This window comes from Acetobacter fabarum (assembly GCF_040702925.2).
GTDB lineage: Bacteria > Pseudomonadota > Alphaproteobacteria > Acetobacterales > Acetobacteraceae > Acetobacter > Acetobacter fabarum_B.
Genome location: NZ_JBFCXX020000006.1, coordinates 1 through 18,148, shown reverse-complemented (window position 1 = coordinate 18,148; position 18,148 = coordinate 1). Strand labels below are relative to the sequence as shown.

Genomic DNA, 18,148 nt, shown 5'->3' with positions numbered 1-18,148 from the left:
AACCCCAGCGCGAAAGAGTGCCATGCCCATCACGCCCCAGCGCCAGCAAGACATGACGCCTGCCCACCGCCGCCTGATTTCGGGCTGGCTGTTTCTCCTGTGTTTTATGCTGCTGGGCATGATCGCCATTGGCGGCGTGACCCGCCTGACCGGCTCTGGCCTGTCCATTATGGACTGGCAGCCCGTGAGCGGCATGATCCCGCCCCTGTCCCACGCAGAGTGGGAGCGGCTGTTTGCGCTGTACCAGACCATTCCCCAGTACCACCTCCAGCATGAAGGGTTCGGGCTGGAAGGATTCCAGAAAATATTCTGGGCCGAATGGATCCACCGCTTCTGGGGCCGCCTTATGGGGCTGGTGCTGCTGGCGCCTCTGGTCTGGTTTGTTATCCGGGGCATGATCACCCGCCGCCTTGCCGTGCGCCTGTTCGTGTTTTTCATTCTCGGAGCGCTTCAGGGCGCCATTGGCTGGTTTATGGTTGCCTCAGGCTTCCGGGCCAACAGCACGGCGGTTGAGCCGGTACGACTCGTGCTGCATCTGAGTGCCGCCCTGCTGCTGTATGGGGCCATTCTGTGGACTGCATTTTCCATCCGCTGGCCCCAGCCTGAACCCACCCCCTTTACACCCGGTGTCAAACTCACCCGGCGTCTGGCATGCCTGAGTATCGGGCTGCTATGCATCACCATTATTGCGGGCGGCTTTACGGCGGGCACCCATGCGGGCTTTTTGTTCAACACCTTCCCGCTCATGGACGGGCACCTTATTCCGGCTGACTACGCCCAGCTTTCCCCCCTGTGGATGAACTGGATCGTCAACAAGGCCGCCATCCAGTTTGACCACCGCCTGCTGGCCACCCTGACCGCACTGAGCATTGGCGCGGTACTGCTGGCCGGGCTGCGGCGGGGTGCGGGGCTTGGCCCACAGGCGCAAAATGGCATTATCCTGCTCGGCTGGGCGGTACTGGTGCAGTACGCGCTGGGGGTTACCACCCTGCTGCTGGTTGTGCCGGTCTGGGCCGGGGCCGTGCACCAGACCTTTGCCGCCGTGCTGCTGGGGGTCATGCTGTATGTGCTGCACACCCTGCGCCGTGGCAGGCCGCAGGGCTGAAGCAGAGCCGAATGATTTCCCACGCCGGTCATTTTCCTGTTGCGCTGACAAAACAGGACGGTATTCTATCGGGCATGATCTCCGACCGGTTCATGTCCGATTCCCTCAAGACCCGCGTAACAGCGGCTCAGGGCGGCGTGGCTTTTCGTCTGGACCTTCTCCTTCGACTTATCAGCCCCTGAGCGATCCGGGTGGCCATGTGCTGCCGCGCCCAGGGGATTTTGCAAGTGAGAGCGCCTGTGTGCGGCACAGGCAAACATAAGGCGTGACAAGCCTTTGGCAGCGCCAGACCAAAGTCAATTCAGGAACATTTTTCATGTCTGCTGATCAGTCCAGCTTCAATCACCCATCCTTTGGCCGCATGACGGCTGAGCGTGTCATTATTTTTGACACCACCTTGCGTGACGGCGAACAGTCCCCCGGTTTTTCCATGAATCTGGCCGAAAAGCTGCGCATGGCCGAAGCGCTGGCAACACTGGGTGTGGATGTGATCGAGGCGGGTTTTCCCGTTGCCTCCAAGGGTGACTTTGAATCCGTGAACGAAATTGCCCGCCACACCAGAGGCGCCGTTATCTGCGCACTGGCACGCAGTGGGGGGGCAAAGGACATTGCCGCCGCAGGCGAGGCACTGGCGCCGGCAGAGCGCAAACGTATTCACAACTTTATTTCCACCTCCCCGCTGCACATGAAATACAAGCTGCGCATGGAGCCGGAAACCGTTCTGGACCTGATTACCACCGGCAACACCGCCGCACGCAACCTGACGGATGACGTGGAATGGTCCGCTGAGGATGGCTCCCGCACCGATCCGGATTTTCTGTGCCGCTGTGTGGAAGCCGCGATCAAGGCCGGGGCCACCACCATTAACGTGCCCGATACGGTCGGATACGCAACCCCCGAAGATATGGAAAAAATCTTTTCCATGCTGCGCGAACGTGTGCCGGGTGCGGATCAGGTCATTTTTTCCGCCCATAATCATAACGATCTGGGTCTGGGCGTTGCCAATACGCTGGCCTCCCTGCGCGGTGGCGCACGGCAGGTGGAATGCACCATTAACGGCATTGGGGAACGCGCGGGGAACGCCGCACTGGAAGAAATTGTGATGGCGCTGCGCACACGCCATGACCAGTACCCCTACACCACCAATATCCAGACCACCGACCTGCTCAAGGTCTCCCGCATGCTGGCCACCATTACCAGCTTTGACGTGCAGCCCAACAAGGCCATTGTGGGCCGCAACGCCTTTGCGCATGAAAGTGGCATTCATCAGGACGGGGTCCTGAAAAACGCCGCGACCTATGAAATCATGACCCCCGAAAGCGTGGGCTGGAGCCGGTCTTCTCTGGTTATGGGCAAGCATTCGGGCCGGGCCGCCTTCCGCGACAAGCTCAAGGCACTGGGTTATGCGGACATGGATGACACCCGCCTGAACGAAGCGTTCTCCCGCTTCAAGGATCTGGCTGACCGCAAGAAGGTCGTTTACGACGATGACATTGTCGCACTGGTTGATGATGAAGCCCGTGACCACGACCATATCCGCTTTGCGGCCCTGAGCCTGACATCCACCTCGGGCAAACCTTCCGAAGCGGACCTGACCATTCAGGTCGATGGCAAGGACGTGCAGACCAACGCCAGCGGCAACGGACCGGTGGACGCCGCCTTTAACGCGCTGCGTCTGGCCTTCCCGCATGAAGCCCGTCTGGCGCTGTTCAGCGTTGGCGCGGTAACGGAAGGCACGGATGCACAGGCCCGCACCACGGTCCGGCTGGAAGAAGACGGTAAACTGGTTGATGGTCAGGGCGCGGATGCGGATACCGTTGTGTCCGCCGTGCGCGCCTATGTGCATGCCCTGAACAAGCTGCTGGTCAAACGTGCGCGCACCGCACCCGAGGCCCTGACCGCCTGAACAGGCTCCCATTGGGGGCCTGCGCCCCCGGATAACGAGGCAGATACCCCGCCGCATAAGAAAATTATGCGGCAGTTTATGAACTGAGGGCTTGTCTGCCTCGCTATGCCCCGTTAATCCGTGCAAATATATTGACCAAAGCGACCGTTGGGGTCCCTTTTGTTTGCCAGCCCCTCCCGCACAGTCGCATAGTGCCGCCTCAACCAGGAGTCCTGGATGTTTTCTCGTCTGCTCGGTCTTATGTCTGCGGACATGGCCATTGATCTCGGTACTGCCAATACCCTTGTGTATGTCAAAGGGCGTGGCATTGTACTGAACGAACCCTCGGTCGTGGCGATCGCAGACATACGCGGCAAAAAGCAGCTTCTGGCTGTGGGGGAAGAAGCCAAGCAGATGGTCGGGCGCACGCCGGGCAACATTGCCGCCATCCGCCCCATGCGCGACGGGGTGATTGCCGACTTTGATGTTGCGGAAGAAATGATCAAACATTTCATTCGCAAGGTACATAACCGCCGGGCCTTCGCCAGCCCGCAGATTATTGTATGCGTGCCCTCCGGCTCCACAGCCGTTGAGCGCCGCGCCATTCAGGAAAGTGCGGAAAGTGCCGGTGCGCGCCGGGTCTTCCTGATTGAGGAACCCATGGCCGCCGCCATTGGTGCGGGCCTGCCCGTAACCGAGCCTTCCGGCAGCATGATTGTGGACATTGGCGGCGGCACCACGGAAGTGGCCGTCATATCCCTTGGCGGCATCGTCTATGCCCGCTCGGTGCGCGTTGGCGGGGATAAAATGGACGAAGCCATTATCTCCTACATCCGCCGGGCCTATAACCTGCTGATCGGTGAAAGCTCGGCAGAGCGGATTAAAATCAACCTTGGTGCGGCCCTCCCCCCCGATGACCCGGAGGACAGTGGCCCCTGGCTGGACGTAAAGGGCCGGGACCTGATCAACGGCGTCCCGCGCGAGGTGCAGGTCTCTCAGGCCCAGATTGCCGAAAGCCTGATGGAGCCGATCAGCCAGATTGTGGATGCAGTCAAGACCGCGCTGGAAAACACCCCGCCCGAACTGGCGGCAGATATTGTGGACAAGGGCATTGTCCTGACCGGTGGCGGCGCATTGCTGTACCGCATGGCCGATGTGCTGCGTCTGGCAACCGGGCTACCGGTAACCGTGGCGGAAGACGCCCTTTCCTGCGTGGCGCTGGGTACGGGCCGCGCGCTGGAAGAAATGAAGCGTCTGCGTAATGTGCTGACCACCATGTACTAACGCCCCGGTTCAGCCACCCCGGCCACTTTGCGGTACGTGGCTGAATCTGGTTCTTTATGCCGTCAGATAGTAAGGGCATCCGGTTTTCCATGGTCCCGGTTTCCATTCAGGTAAGACAGGCATTGAGCAAACTGGTTCTACCAGTTCTGCTGCTCATGTCTGTCGGGATCATTATTGCCGGGCAGGCCGACCGCCCTTTGGCAGACAAGGCGCGTATGCGCGTGACTGACGTGCTTGCCCCCCTGTGGGGCCTGCTCTCACGCACACAGACCGACAGCGAACGTTTTGTGCACGGGATACAGGAAGCCCGTAATCTGGCGGAGGAAAACCACCGCCTGATCGCTGAAAACGCCAATCTGCGACGGTGGTACGATGTGGCGGTCTCCCTCGCACGGGAAAATGACGCCCTCAAAACCGAACTGCACTGGGTACCCGAACCCACACCCGCATTTGTAACAGGCCGGGTGGTGGCCGATAGCGGGGGGATTTACGCCCGCGCCGTACTGCTGGTGGCCGGGACGACCAGCGGCGTGCAGGCTGGTAACATAGCACTGGCCTCCAGCGGGCTGGCCGGACGGGTTACGGAAGTCGGCGCGCATGCCGCCCGCATCCTGCTGATTACCGACATTGCCAGCCGCCTGCCGGTAGAGCTGGAATCCAGCCATGCCGCAGCCATTATGGTGGGGGACAACTCCCCCCTGCCTAGGCTGCTCTATTATTCGCAGGATACCCGCCCCATAGAGGGTGAGCGGGTTGTGACCTCCGATCAGGCTGGGGCTTTTCCCTCTGGTATTCCCATTGGCAGCGTGCATTACCTGCACCCCGGCCAGCCCGTGGTGCAGCCTTTTGCCCGGCTGGACAGGCTGACCATGCTGCGCGTGTTTGACTTTGGGCAATCCGAAATAGAACCGCCAGAAGCCCCCGGCCATGTGCCCCTGACCCGCCCGCACCGTGCCCTGACGCTGCCATTTAAAACCCTGCTTGGTCCGGGGCAGGAGGGATAGCGGTATGTCTGACCCCCACCAGCCCCGCTGGGAACATGATACCGGAACCCAGCTCACATCCCGCCAGCGACTCGACCGTACGGCGCGGCATCTTCTGCCGTCCGTTTTTACGGCGCTGGTCATTATTTTTTTCTCGGGCCCCCTTACCGTTCCCGGAGCGGCGGAGTTGCTCCCGGCCATAGTCATCAACACGATTTTTTTCTGGTCCGTGTGGCGGCCTTCGGGCATGCCCTCGCTGGCCGTGTTCCTGCTTGGACTTTTTATGGACCTTGTGGGGTTTACACCGCTGGGGGTGAGCGCCTTTATTCTCTTACTGGTGCATGGCATTGGCAGTTATGCCCGTTTTGGTCTCATGCGGATGAATTTTTTAGTGGTGTGGTGCCTGTTTGGACTGGTAGGAGCGGCTGCAGCGGCATTGCAGTGGGCGCTGGCCTGCCTGTTCCGGCTCCATCTGCTTGATCCCGCACCCGCCTTTTTTGAAGCCTTGCTCTGCATAGGGGTCTATCCGTTGCTTTCCGCCACTTTCTCGTGGTTCCTGCATATTCTGGACGAGAAGGACGCGCCATGACCGCATGGGAGGCGCTCCCATGTGGCTAAAGCGGCGTAAACGCGATAACCGCCGCTTGATGCCGATCCGGGACCAGAAGGACCCGGCGCGCGGTGTCTTTACCCGCCGCGCCTTGCTGTGCATGGCGGTACAGGCCGGGGCCATGGGCGAACTGGCGCGCCGCCTGTACCATATCCAGATCAATGATGGTGACCATTATGCCCGCATGGCGGCCAACAACCGCATAAGCAAGCGCCTGCTTGCTCCGCCGCGTGGCCGCATTGTGGACCGTTACGGCATTGCCCTTGCCAACAACAAGGAAAACTGGCGCGCACTCCTGATGCCGGAGGAAACGACCGATGTGACCGGCACCATAGAGCGCTTTTCCACCCTGATCCCGCTTGATGAACGTGACCGCAACCGCATTGCGCGCGAGATGCGCCACCAGCGTCGGTTTGTACCCGTGATGCTGCGGGACTTCCTCTCCTGGGATGAAATGGCGCGAATCGAACTCAACGCGCCTTCTCTGCCCGGTGTGCTGATTGATGTGGGCACACGCCGCGTGTACCCCGAAGGGGAACTGCTGGCCCATATTATCGGCTATGTTGCCCCCCCCAACGAGAGCGACGTCGCGCATTCCACCCTGCTGGCCCTGCCGGGCATGCGGGTGGGCCGCGCGGGCATAGAACAGAATCAGGACGAAAAACTGCGCGGCACCGCAGGTTCAGTGGAAATGGAGGTCAACGCCGTTGGCCGCGTGATTTCCGAACTGAACCGCGAGGAAGGCGTGCCGGGGGAAGAAATCTCCCTGACCATAGACCGCGGACTGCAACAAAGGGTGCTCAACCACATAGGGGACCAGACCGCTTCCGCCGTGGTGCTGGACTGCCATAATGGCGAGGTGCTGGCCATGGTCAGTACGCCCTCGTTCGATCCATCCCTGTTTGATAGCGGCGTCAGCCACGCACAGTGGATTGAATGGACCAACAACCAGCACACTCCACTTATTAACAAGGCAGTGGCAGGCGTTTACCCACCGGGCTCCACCTTCAAACCCGCCGTGGCCATGGCCGCACTGGAATCGGGGCTGATCTCCCCCACCGACCGGGTTTTCTGTCCCGGTCATCTGGATGTGGGGGGCACACGCTTCCACTGCTGGTCACGCTGGGGGCATGGGTCGGTTGACCTGCATCTGGCGCTCAAATACTCCTGCGACGTCTATTTTTACGAAATTGCCCGCCGGATCGGCATGGACCGTATTGCTGAAACCGCACACCGCATGGGCCTTGGCGTACCGCTGGATATTGAACTCCCCCATACACGCACGGGCCTCATCCCCACTCCGGCATGGCGGCAGGCCCACCACCACCACTGGAACGGGGGGGATACCATTGTCAGCGGCATCGGGCAGGGGTTCATTCAGGTTACCCCCCTGCAACTGGCTACCTACACCGCCCGGATGGCCACCGGCCGGGCCGTGCAGCCCCACCTTATGCGCGCCATTAATGGCGAACTCAGCCCGATGGCCAGCCCCGAGCACTGGCCCAGCCTAAACATGCCCGAAAAATATCTGGAAGCCCTGCGGGCAGGCATGTTTGCCGTGGTGAACGAACCCCACGGCACGGCCCCCAAGGCCCAGCTTGACCTGCCGGGCATGGCCATGGCGGGTAAAACGGGTTCGGCCCAGGTGCGCCACGTCTCCCGCGCATTGCGTGAGAGCGGGCACTTCAACTCCGCCAACCTGCCGTGGGAATACCGGCCTCACGCGCTGTTCATCTGCTTTGCCCCGTATGATGCGCCGCGCTACGCCGTATCGGTCGTGATCGAACACGGCAACGCAGGGGCAGACGCCGCCGCACCACTGGCGCGCAACATCATGCGCGACACGCTCCTGCGCGACCCTTCCAACCACACCACACCCCCGCCTGAAAGCGTGGCCGCTGTGGATGACAGCTTTGAATAACCCCATCCGTTTTCACAAACGCCTGTTACGGGCCGAGCCCAGCTTCCGCCTGATGGCCAAGCTGTGGCGGATAAGCTGGCTTTATGTGCTGCTGATCTGCGCGCTGGCCGGTGTTGGCTACGTCACCCTCTATTCCGCCGCAGGCGGTGTGCCTTACCCGTTTGCAGCCCCGCAGGCCGCGCGTTTTGCCGTTGGCCTTGTGCTGATGGTCACCATTGCCATGCTGCCCCCCCACCTGCTCATGCGGGCATCATGGGGGATGTATGCACTCTCGCTCGTACTGCTGGTTGCGGTCCTGCACATGGGCCATGTTGGCAAAGGGGCCGAGCGCTGGCTCATGATCGGGGGGCTGCAGGTACAGCCTTCCGAATTTGCCAAGATCGCCCTTGTGGCCGTGCTGGCCACATGGTTTTCGCGCATGGATTATGCCCGCATGGGCAACCCGCTCTGGCTTATTCCCCCCGCTTTTATGGTGCTGGTGCCTGTCGGACTGGTGCTCAAGGAGCCCAATCTGGGCACGGCGGTCATTATCGGGGGTATTGGCGCGTCCCTGTTTTTTACGGCGGGCATGCGGCTCTGGCAGATCATTCTGCTTATTCTGCCACTTCCCTCCCTTGTGCAATTTGCCTACGGGCACCTGCATGACTACCAGAAGGCGCGCATTACCACCTTCCTCCACCCCGAAAACGACCCACTCGGAGCAGGCTACAACATTATCCAGTCCAAGATTGCCCTTGGGTCTGGCGGCATGTGGGGGCAGGGCTACCTGCACGGCTCGCAGGGGCAGCTGAACTTTCTGCCCGAAAAGCAGACAGACTTCATTTTCACCATGATCGCCGAAGAATGGGGCTTTATCGGTGCTTCAGCCGTGATTGCCCTGCTGGTGCTGCTGATTATGGGCGGCATGATCATGGCCATACGCTGCCGCAACCGTTTTGGCCGGTTGATTGCTCTTGGCATCAGCATGAACTTTTTCTTTTACTGTCTGGTCAATCTTTCCATGGTCATGGGGGCAATTCCGGTCGGGGGGGTACCCCTGCCACTGGTCTCCTACGGGGGATCGGCCATGCTGAATGTCATGCTGGGGTTTGGCCTTCTCCTCTCAACATGGGTCCATAGAGACACACGGCTGGACGAAAGCAACAGCCGCATAGCCTGACACCAGCGATAAAGCTTGTGTTTCTGGTTTGATCTACTCTTGACTCGGTAGGGTTGCACTTTTAGCTTGCATGCTAAAGGTAACACTTAGTACTGTTTCCCCACCTTCATTTGTCCACTCTGTTTTCTCCACAAAGCGGCCTGCGGCTCAAGCTCCCATCAGGGCAGGAAATGGCCTATTTTCCAGCCCCTGCACTGCCTGACCAAGCCTGAAATGTGCGGAAAACCTTTCAACACACAGGGCCACATCAAAGTGACAACACACACTTTTTCTCTTCGTCCGGTCCTGCTTTGCACGGTTGCCCTGCTTGCGCTGGAAGGCTGCAAACGCCAACAGAGCGCACCGCGGACGCCCCCGCAGGCTGTGGGCATTGTCACCATGCAACCCCAGCCCGTAAGTGTGCATACAAGCCTGCCCGGCCGTACGGATGCGTTTGAAATTGCTCAGGTCCGCCCACAGGTCACGGGTGTTGTCCTCAAGCGCCTGTTTGTTGAAGGCTCGGATGTGGTGGCTGGCCAGCAGCTCTACCAGATTGACCCCGCCCGCTATAAAGCCGTGTACGATACCGCCCGTGGGCAACTGGCCCAGGCCATGGCGCTTGATGCCACAGCAAAGGCGAAGGTCCGCCGCTACAAGAAGCTGGTGCGTGAGCACGCCGTGAGCCAGCAGGATTATGATGACGCCGTAGCCGCGGAAAAGCAGGCTCAGGGACAGATACAGAGCGCTCAGGGGCAGGTGGAAAGTGCTCAGGTCAACCTTGGTTACACCAAGATGTATGCCCCGATCTCCGGACGTATCGGCCGCACACTGATTACGGTGGGCGCGCTTGTTACCGCCGAGCAGACCTCCAACACGGCCATCATCACCCGGCTGGACCCCATTTATGTGGACGTCAACCTGCCCGCCATTACCCTTTTGCGCCTCAAGCGTGAACTGGCGGAAGGCCGCATCAAACGTCAGGCCAATGGCGAGGTCCCCGTGGTTCTGACGCTGGAAGACGGCTCAACTTACGAATTCAAGGGCCACATGGCGCTGGCCGAAGTAAACGTGGATACAACAACCTCCACCGTTATCGTGCGTGCGATCATGCCCAACCCGCAAAAGCTGCTGCTGCCGGGCATGTATGTCCACGCCCAGCTTGACGAGGGGATTGACCCCAACGCCCTGCTCGTCCCCCAGGAGGCCGTCAGCCGCAACACCCACGGCGATCCGCAGGTATGGGTTGTGCAGCCCGACAGCACCGTGGCCCTGCGCCAGATCCAGATCGGCATGGCCATAGATACCAACTGGCTGGTGACAGACGGGCTCAAGGCCGGTGAACGCGTGGTGGTCAGCGGCACGCAGAAAATAACCCCCGGAGCAAAGGTCTCGGTGCTGGACAGCAAACCCAAGACCGACACCGCACCCGCTGCTGCGGCACAGCCTGCACAAAAAGGGCAGTAAATCCATGTCGCTTTCGCGGTTCTTTATCAACCGACCCATTTTTGCGTGGGTGATCAGCCTGATCATCATGCTGTTTGGCGGCCTGTCCATCCTGCGGCTGCCTATTGCGCAGTACCCCAGCATTGCCCCACCCCAGATCGCCATTACCGTAACCTACCCCGGCGCCTCCGCCGATACGGTGAATGATACGGTCGTGCGCCCCATACTCCAGCAGATGTTCGGACTGGATCATCTGGAATATATCTCTGCCCAGTCCTACGCTTCGGGGCAGATGGAAATTGACCTGACCTTTGAGCAGGGCACAAACCCCGACATTGCTCAGGTGCAGGTGCAGAACAAGCTCCAGCTTGCCCAGCCCAAACTGCCACAGGAAGTAACCGCCCAGGGGCTGAGCATTACCAAGGCCGTCAAGAACTTCATGCTGGTGCTGGCCTTTATTTCCACCAACAATTCCATGACCGGCTCGGACATTGCCGATTATGTGGCCTCCAACATTTCTGACCCGCTCAGCCGCGTCACCGGCGTTGGTGACCACACGCTCTTCGGTTCCGAATATGCCATGCGCATCTGGCTGGACCCCAACAAACTGTTCAACTACGGCCTGACCGTGCGGGATGTTGAAACCGCTATCCAGACCCAGAACATTCAGGTTTCATCGGGTGAACTCGGCGGCCTGCCTGCCCGTAAGGACATCCGTCTGGATGCCACGATCATTGGCCCGACCCGCCTGACATCGGCTGGCGAGTTTGAGAAAATCCTGCTCAGGGTCCAGCCCGACGGCTCGCAGGTCCGCATCAAGGATGTGGCACGGGTGGAACTGGGACCGCAGACCTACAACACCTCGTCTTACTACAACAATCACCCGGCATCGGGCATGGCGCTCAAGCTCGCCCCCGGTGCCAACCAGATTTCGACCGAAGCGGCAGTCCGCGCCAAAATTGACGATCTGGAAAAGTTCTTCCCGCCAGGGCTGAAAACCGTTTACCCGCTGGATACGGAGCCCTTCATCACCCTCTCCATCGAGGAAGTGGTCATCACCCTGCTTGAAGCCATCGGGCTGGTCTTTCTGGTCATGCTGGTATTTTTGCAGAACTTCCGCGCAACACTTATCCCCACCATTGCTGTGCCGGTTGTGCTGCTGGGTACTTTTGGCCTGCTCAACATCTTTGGTTTTTCCATTAACACGCTCACCATGCTGGCCATGGTACTGGCCGTGGGCCTGCTGGTCGATGATGCCATTGTGGTGGTGGAAAACGTGGAACGTGTGATGTCGGAGAAAAAACTCTCCCCCATCGAGGCGGCCCGCGTTTCCATGGACGAAATTTCAGGCGCACTGATCGGCATTGTGCTGGTGCTGACCGCCGTGTTTTTGCCCATGGCAGCCTTTTCCGGTTCGGTCGGGGTTATTTACCGGCAGTTCTCCATCACCATTGTCTCCGCCATGTGGTTGTCGGTGCTGGTGGCCATGGTGCTTACGCCCGCTTTGTGCGCCACCATGCTCAAACCCGGCACGCATGTTAAAACAACTGGCCCCGCTGGCTGGTTCAACCGCAATTTTGAGCGCCTGACCAATGGTTACCTCAAGGGCGTGCGCAGGCTTATTTCCTCCACGGCACTGTCCATTACCTGTTTCCTGCTGATCAGCGCTCTGGCGGGCTATCTGTTTACCCGCCTGCCCAGCGGCTTTTTGCCAGACGAGGATCAGGGGCTTATTTTCGGGCAGGTGACACTGCCCCCCAATACACCCATGGAGCAGACCACAAAGCTGAACCGCGAAATTACGGATTATATCCTGAAGTCCGAGAAGGGACTTGTGGAATCCGTTTATGCCATCAGCGGGTTTAACTTTGCCGGGCAGGGCCAGAACTCGGGCGCATTCTTTATCCGCCTGACAGACTGGAAAAACCGTCCCCTTGCAAGCCAGACATCATCCGCCATCGCACGACGGATCATGATGCACTACTGGTTTGACCCACGCGCCCAGATCTTTGCCATCAACCCGCCTGCCGTGCTCGAACTGGGTAACGCCACAGGGTTTGACCTTGAGCTGGAAGACCGCGGACACCTTGGCCACCAAAAGCTGCTGGCTGCGCGTAACATGGTGCTCGGCCTTGCCAGCAAGGACCACCGCTTGCTTGCCGTGCGCCCCAATGGCATGGAAGACGCATCGCAGTATCATCTGGATATTGACCGCGAAAAAGCCAATGCGCTGGGCATTACGATTGATGACATCAACACAACAATCGAAGGCGCACTGGGGTCGATCTACGTGAACCAGTTCACCCGAGATGACCGTGTAAAACAGGTTTATATTCAAGGCGACCTGGATTCACGCATGCTGCCGCAGGACCTGAACAAATGGTACATCCGCACCAGCACCAATACGCTGGCCCCGCTGGATGCCTTTATTCACGGCTACTGGCTGACCGGCCCGCAAAAGGTTGAGGATTACAACGGTTTTAACGCCTTTGAAATTCTGGGCCAGCCCGCACCCGGTTACAGTTCGGGTGATTCCCTTGCCGCCATCAAGGATATTCTGAAAAAACTGCCAGAAGGCATAGGCTACGAATGGACCGGCCTCTCGTTTGAGGAAATTTCCTCCGGCTCCTCCACCGGACCACTCTATGCGCTCGCCAGTCTGGTTATTCTGTTGTGCCTTGCCGCACTTTACGAAAGCTGGGCCATTCCGTTTGCGGTCATGCTGGTTATTCCTCTGGGTATTCTGGGCTCCATTGCCGCCACCTTGTGGCGCGACATGAACAACGACGTGTATTTTCAGGTCGGGCTGCTCACCACCGTTGGTCTGGCTGTTAAAAACGCCATTCTTATTGTGGAGTTTGCAAAAGCAGCCTTTGAACGTGGGGAATCTCTGGAAGACGCGGTTATTACCGCATCGCGCGAACGCCTGCGCCCCATTCTCATGACCTCAATCGCCTTTGTTGTGGGTGTGTTCCCGCTCGCCCTTGCCGCCGGGGCTGGCTCCGCATCCCGCGAGGCCATTGGTACCGCAGTGGTTGGGGGCATGGCCACTGCAACACTTCTGGCCGTTTACTTTGTGCCGGTCTTTTTTGTTCTGGTGTTGCGTGTGTTTAAGGTCAAACGCATCAGCGAACGCAAACTGGCCACCACCCCCGCCCAGACCGCAACAGGGAACGAATAAGATATGGTGCCTCAGTCCTTTTTCCGTCGCTCCCTGCGGCTCCGTGCTGTTGTTATGGCCGTTGCAACAACACAGGCACTCTCCGCGTGTACCATGATCCCCAAATACACGCGCCCCACACCCCCACTGGCCACAACATGGCCCGATTATGCCAAGACCGGGGACAGGCTGCTGCCAGAAGTGGCAGCGGATATTGGCTGGCGCGAGTTCTTTATAGACCCGCGCCTGCAGGCCCTGATCACCATTGCCCTGCGTGAAAACCGGGACCTGCGCACGTCTGCCGCCAATATCGCCACGGCACAGGGCGAGTATGACGTGCAGCATGCGGGCCTGTTCCCGACCATTTCCGCCATGGGTGGGCCAATGTATCAGGCACCATCCGATGCGGCAGGGCTTAGCTTTGCACCTGGGCTGGATACCGATAAAACCGGCAGCGGCATGGCTCGAAACCCGTTCCGCTATTATTCGGGCGGGATTGGTTTTTCCTCCTACGAGATTGACCTGTTCGGGCGTATCCGCTCCCTGACCAGAGAAGCCGCCGAGCGTGCCCTGTCCCAGCAGGAAAACATGCGTGGCATGGTCATCAGCATCGTCTCGCAGGTAGCCATGGCCTATATTACATGGCTGGGCGACCGGGACACGCAGGCACTGGCGGCAAGCACGCTGGCCAGCCAGCAGAACAGCCTGAGGCTGACACAGGACAAATACGCCCACGGCGAAGAAAACCTGCTGACCGTACGACAGCTGGAAACACAGGTGCAGCAAAGTGCTACCCTGCTGACCGATGCCCGCCGCAAGGTGGAGCAGGATGAAAACCTGATAACCCTGCTGATTGGCGCACCCATTCCACAAAACCTGCCCGCCCCCCTACCTTTGGGCAAACAGTCCATTCTGGCCGACCTGCCCGCTGGCCTGCCATCGGACCTGCTGACCCGCAGACCCGATATTGTCGCGGCAGAACATGATCTTCTGGCGTCCCAGGCCAGTATTGGGGCGGCCCGTGCCGCGTTCTTCCCCCGCCTGACGCTCACGGCAACGGATGGTGTTTCCAGCCTGCAGTTCCACAAGATGTTTACGGCGGCGGCCACCACATGGGGCCTGAACCCCAATCTTCAGATCCCACTCTGGACCTGGGGGATGAATAGCGGCAACCTCAAGGTGGCCAAGGCAACCCGTAACGGCAAAATTGCCGCTTACGAAAAAACGGTGCAAAGTGCATTCCGCGAAGTGGCCGATGCTCTTGCCGCCCGCAAAGCCTATCTGGACGAAAAAAAGCAGATGGATAATCTGGTCTTCGCTTCGGGCGATGCCTACCGTCTGGCCAAACTGCGGTATGAAACCGGGACAGATTCCTACCTGACCACACTGGATTCACAGCGCTACTATCTACAGGCCCAGCAGTCCCAGATTACGGTTGCGGTTGCAAAATACCAGAACCTTGTCACCATTTACCGCGCAATGGGCGGCGGCTGGCAGGCGACCTCCACCCATTCCCACGCAGAACAGCAGATGGCTCCACAGTCTGGCTCCCCCAAAGCCGGGTAAGCCAGACCTGCCCAATAAAAAAGGCCGCTTTGAAGCGGCCTTTTTTATGAACTCTCTCTTTTCATACGTTTAATGCGTGGCAGCTGGCTGCCCCAGCCTAAGCACCCAGAGCTGGGCAATATCATAAGCTCCGTTATCCCCGCCAACACTCTTGAGGGTCTGTATGGCCTCTGCCTTGTGGCCAGCCTGCATCTGGGCCAGACCAAGGTGCAAGCGGGCAATATCGGGGTCTGTTACCCCTTTGGTTATGGCCTGCTGCATCAGCGCCAGCCCCTTGGGGGCCTGCCCGAACGTGACGTAATTATACCCCACATTCAGCAGTTCATTGCCCGATGTCTGGGCAAGAGCCGCCTTTTCATCCGCTTCGATGGATTCCTTTCTGGCAGCAACGGTTTTTTCCACCATTGCCTTCAGGCGTGCCTGTCTGGGCGCTTCTGCCCCCTGCCCCAGAATACCCTGCTGATATCCCTGATTCATCAGGTCCAGCGCAAGCTGGGGCATATGGCCCTGCATGGCAATTTCGGTCATTTCCATAAAATCGCGCGCGGTGGAAATGTCCCCGGCCGCCAGACGAATACGGTACACATCAAGCTGCAGGGCCGCCGGAATTTTTGTATTCACGACCAGTTCGTGCAGCAGCAGTGCCCAGTATTCCTTTTTAGGGTAATAGGTTGCCAGCAGAACATAGGCATGTGTTGCCGTGGTGGAATCCTTAAGAGCCGTGGCGCTTGCCGCCAGCATCTGCAACTGCGATTCCACGGGCTTTTGCCCGGCCTTGACCGTTCTGGACACAATCGGCGTTAAAACGCTGAGTGTATGGGTATAGTCTTTTTGCAGATAATAAGACTGTGCCAGCAATGTTTCCATTGCCGGGTTCGGACCAGCTTCCTTGAGGTAACGCTGGATAGCCACAGCGGCCCGGGGATAGTCTTTGGCATTATACGCCATACTTCCTTCGGACATCAGCATCTGGTTTTTCAGGTTATGCGGTGTGCGGGGGGAGGCGATCAGTTTTTCATACGCAGCGGTTGCCTGAGCCACATTGCCCGCCTGCGAGGCCACAGCAGCCCGCATCTGCGCAATAGTGTAATCCTCATATGCGCTTTTACCCGCAACCGCATCGGCCGTGTTCACAGCTTCCATGGCCTTGGCGTAATTATGCGCCGCAAGAGCACTCTGGGCCTGCTGCAATGCCACGCCAACAGGCTGGCTCAGTGTATCCGCCGCCTGTACGGCCGGAATGGCAAGAGAGAAAACAGTCGCGGAACACAGCAGGCCCCGCACAAAACGCATGGTCATGATCTTCTTCACTCCCTTACTGATCGACGAACTGTTCCTGGCCGACGATACCCATCTGGGTGACCCCGAGCCTCTGTGCGTCGGCCATGACATGGACGACAGTCTTGTAATCCGCCAGCCGGTTGGGCTGGATGTGGAATTCCGGCTTTGGCTGCGCGGAGGCAATCTCGCGCAGATGGGCCTGCAGGTCGTCCTCGCTGCTGACCGGCTGCCCGTTCCAGGTAATCGTATTATCAAAATCCACCACAAGGGTCACAACCGGAACCTCCTCCGTCGAAGGCGGCGGGTTGCCCTGCGGCAGATCAATCGCAACAGATTGGGTCTGCAACGGGATGGTGATGATCAGCATGATCAGCAGAACCAGCATCACGTCAATCAATGGCGTGGTGTTGATGTCGACAATGCCTTCGTCTTCCGTTGTGCTATCCGACCCGACATTCATGCCCATGATCAGTTACTCTCTTCACTCCAGCCCCCACACAGGCCGCGCGGGGGACGGGGGCCGCAGCCCACCGTTGTCAGTTGGTCTTCGGCTTCTCGGTAATGAAGTCGATCCGATAGATGCCAGCCTGCTGGCAGGCCGCCACCATTTTGCCGACCGTCTCATACCGCGCCTTCATGTCCCCACGGATCTGGATCTGCGGCTGCGGCTTGACCACCGCAACCTTCTCCAGATGCTCCAGCAGGTCAGCCTGGTCCTTCAGCGGGGTTTCATCCCAGAAGGCCTTGCCATCCGCCGTAACCGCCAGCACCACGTTGCTCACCTTGGTCTGTGTGGGCTGGTTCATGTCGCGCGGCAGGTTGACCTTGACCGTATGGGTGGCCACCGGAATGGTGATCAGGAAGATGATCAGCAGAACCAGCATCACATCCACCAGAGGGGTCGTGTTGATGGCGGAGACGACTTCGTCGTCCCCTCCTCCGTTGCCAACCTGCATTCCCATGGTTCAGCCCACCCGGTTGGAGGTTGTCACCGTGGTCGGGGAGTTATCGGCATTCACCCGCACGCTCTCCGCCGCCGCACCATGGCGCACGCCACCGATCAGGATGGACTGCAGGTCATCGGCAAAGTCGCGCACCTGATCCATGGCCCCCTTGTTGCGACGCACCAGCAGGTTATACCCCAGCACCGCAGGCACGGCTGTTGCCAGACCAATGGCGGTCATGATCAGGGATTCCCCCACAGGGCCTGCAACCTTGTCGATGGACGCCTGACCGGCAATGCCGATGGCGGTGAGTGCGTGGTAGATGCCCCAGACCGTGCCGAACAGCCCGATGAACGGAGAGGTGGACCCCACGGTGCCAAGAAAGGCCAGACCCTTCTGCAGGCTGTTCTGGATATTGTTCACCGCGCGCTGGATGGACATGGAGGTCCAGCTATGCAGGTCAATGGCTTCCTGCATCGTGCCTTCATGGTGTTCGGCAGCTGTAATGCCGGTATCGGCAATATAGCGGAACGGCGAGGACGGGGAGAGTGCGGAAGCCCCTTCCTGAATGCTGTGCTTGGTCCAGAAGCTTTTGGTGGCATCCTTGCCAGCGGCGAACAGACGCCCCTGTTCGATGAACTTGGTGATCATGATGAACCATGTGCCAAGCGACATGCCGAGCATGATCAGCAGCACGCCACGGGCGATAATATCCCCATTCGACCACAGGGCGGACAGGCCGTAGGGGTTGGCGTCATCCTTGGCGGCCGGTGCGGGGGCTTCCGCCGCCGCAGCGGCGGCCGGGGTCGGGGCTGCTGCGCCATCGGC

The 18,148-nt window shown here is 59.4% G+C and carries 15 protein-coding genes; 11 read left to right on the top strand and 4 right to left on the bottom strand.

Annotated elements, in window-relative coordinates; all coding sequences use genetic code 11:
- Positions 1–52 precede the first annotated feature (52 nt).
- The 11 genes from AB2L51_RS06410 to AB2L51_RS06360 all read left to right on the top strand — a co-directional run bounded on the left by AB2L51_RS06410 (position 53) and on the right by AB2L51_RS06360 (position 15,095).
- A complete protein-coding gene (locus AB2L51_RS06410; protein WP_253530757.1) occupies positions 53–1,105 on the top strand; it encodes a COX15/CtaA family protein in 1,053 nt (350 codons plus the stop codon).
- Between the two features lie 11 nt (positions 1,106–1,116).
- Positions 1,117–1,287, top strand: a complete 171-nt coding sequence (locus AB2L51_RS06405) for a hypothetical protein (RefSeq protein ID WP_395581771.1) — start codon at positions 1,117–1,119, stop codon at positions 1,285–1,287.
- A 134-nt stretch (positions 1,288–1,421) separates the two neighbouring features.
- A complete protein-coding gene (locus tag AB2L51_RS06400; protein ID WP_395581770.1) occupies positions 1,422–3,011 on the top strand; it encodes a 2-isopropylmalate synthase in 1,590 nt (529 codons plus the stop codon).
- Positions 3,012–3,227: 216 nt separating this feature from the next.
- A complete protein-coding gene (locus AB2L51_RS06395) occupies positions 3,228–4,274 on the top strand; it encodes a rod shape-determining protein (protein WP_095350065.1) in 1,047 nt (348 codons plus the stop codon).
- Positions 4,275–4,363: 89 nt separating this feature from the next.
- The gene (gene mreC / locus AB2L51_RS06390; RefSeq protein ID WP_395581769.1) at positions 4,364–5,278 is read left to right on the top strand and encodes a rod shape-determining protein MreC; all 915 of its coding nucleotides are present in this window, start codon (positions 4,364–4,366) and stop codon (positions 5,276–5,278) included.
- 4 nt (positions 5,279–5,282) lie between these two features.
- Positions 5,283–5,846, top strand: a complete 564-nt coding sequence (locus tag AB2L51_RS06385; protein ID WP_166113869.1) for a rod shape-determining protein MreD — start codon at positions 5,283–5,285, stop codon at positions 5,844–5,846.
- Positions 5,847–5,865: 19 nt separating this feature from the next.
- The gene (gene mrdA / locus AB2L51_RS06380) at positions 5,866–7,788 is read left to right on the top strand and encodes a penicillin-binding protein 2 (RefSeq protein WP_395581768.1); all 1,923 of its coding nucleotides are present in this window, start codon (positions 5,866–5,868) and stop codon (positions 7,786–7,788) included.
- A gap of 4 nt (positions 7,789–7,792) precedes the next feature.
- Positions 7,793–8,947, top strand: a complete 1,155-nt coding sequence (gene rodA / locus AB2L51_RS06375; RefSeq protein ID WP_395581886.1) for a rod shape-determining protein RodA — start codon at positions 7,793–7,795, stop codon at positions 8,945–8,947.
- Between the two features lie 246 nt (positions 8,948–9,193).
- Positions 9,194–10,390, top strand: coding sequence for an efflux RND transporter periplasmic adaptor subunit (locus AB2L51_RS06370; protein WP_395581885.1), 1,197 nt, complete (start codon positions 9,194–9,196; stop codon positions 10,388–10,390).
- 4 nt (positions 10,391–10,394) lie between these two features.
- On the top strand, positions 10,395–13,550 hold the full coding sequence (locus AB2L51_RS06365; RefSeq protein ID WP_395581767.1) for an efflux RND transporter permease subunit: 3,156 nt from the start codon (positions 10,395–10,397) through the stop codon (positions 13,548–13,550).
- Positions 13,551–13,604: 54 nt separating this feature from the next.
- Entirely contained in the window at positions 13,605–15,095 is a 1,491-nt protein-coding gene (locus tag AB2L51_RS06360) for an efflux transporter outer membrane subunit (protein ID WP_395581884.1), read from the top strand.
- 69 nt (positions 15,096–15,164) lie between these two features.
- Here AB2L51_RS06360 and AB2L51_RS06355 read toward each other — a convergent pair whose 3' ends face one another.
- The 4 genes from AB2L51_RS06355 to AB2L51_RS06340 form a co-directional block, all read right to left on the bottom strand.
- Positions 15,165–16,394 (bottom strand): tetratricopeptide repeat protein, encoded by a 1,230-nt coding sequence (locus tag AB2L51_RS06355; protein ID WP_395581766.1) that lies wholly within the window; start codon positions 16,392–16,394, stop codon positions 15,165–15,167.
- A gap of 16 nt (positions 16,395–16,410) precedes the next feature.
- Positions 16,411–16,842 carry an ExbD/TolR family protein gene (locus AB2L51_RS06350; protein ID WP_166117222.1) on the bottom strand — a complete coding sequence of 144 codons (432 nt, stop codon included), beginning with the start codon at positions 16,840–16,842 and terminating at the stop codon, positions 16,411–16,413.
- A 70-nt stretch (positions 16,843–16,912) separates the two neighbouring features.
- Positions 16,913–17,338: an ExbD/TolR family protein gene (locus AB2L51_RS06345; RefSeq protein ID WP_395583041.1), complete on the bottom strand. Its 426-nt coding sequence runs from the start codon at positions 17,336–17,338 to the stop codon at positions 16,913–16,915.
- A 3-nt stretch (positions 17,339–17,341) separates the two neighbouring features.
- On the bottom strand, positions 17,342–18,148 hold an 807-nt coding region (locus tag AB2L51_RS06340; RefSeq protein WP_400921178.1), incomplete at its 5' end, for a MotA/TolQ/ExbB proton channel family protein.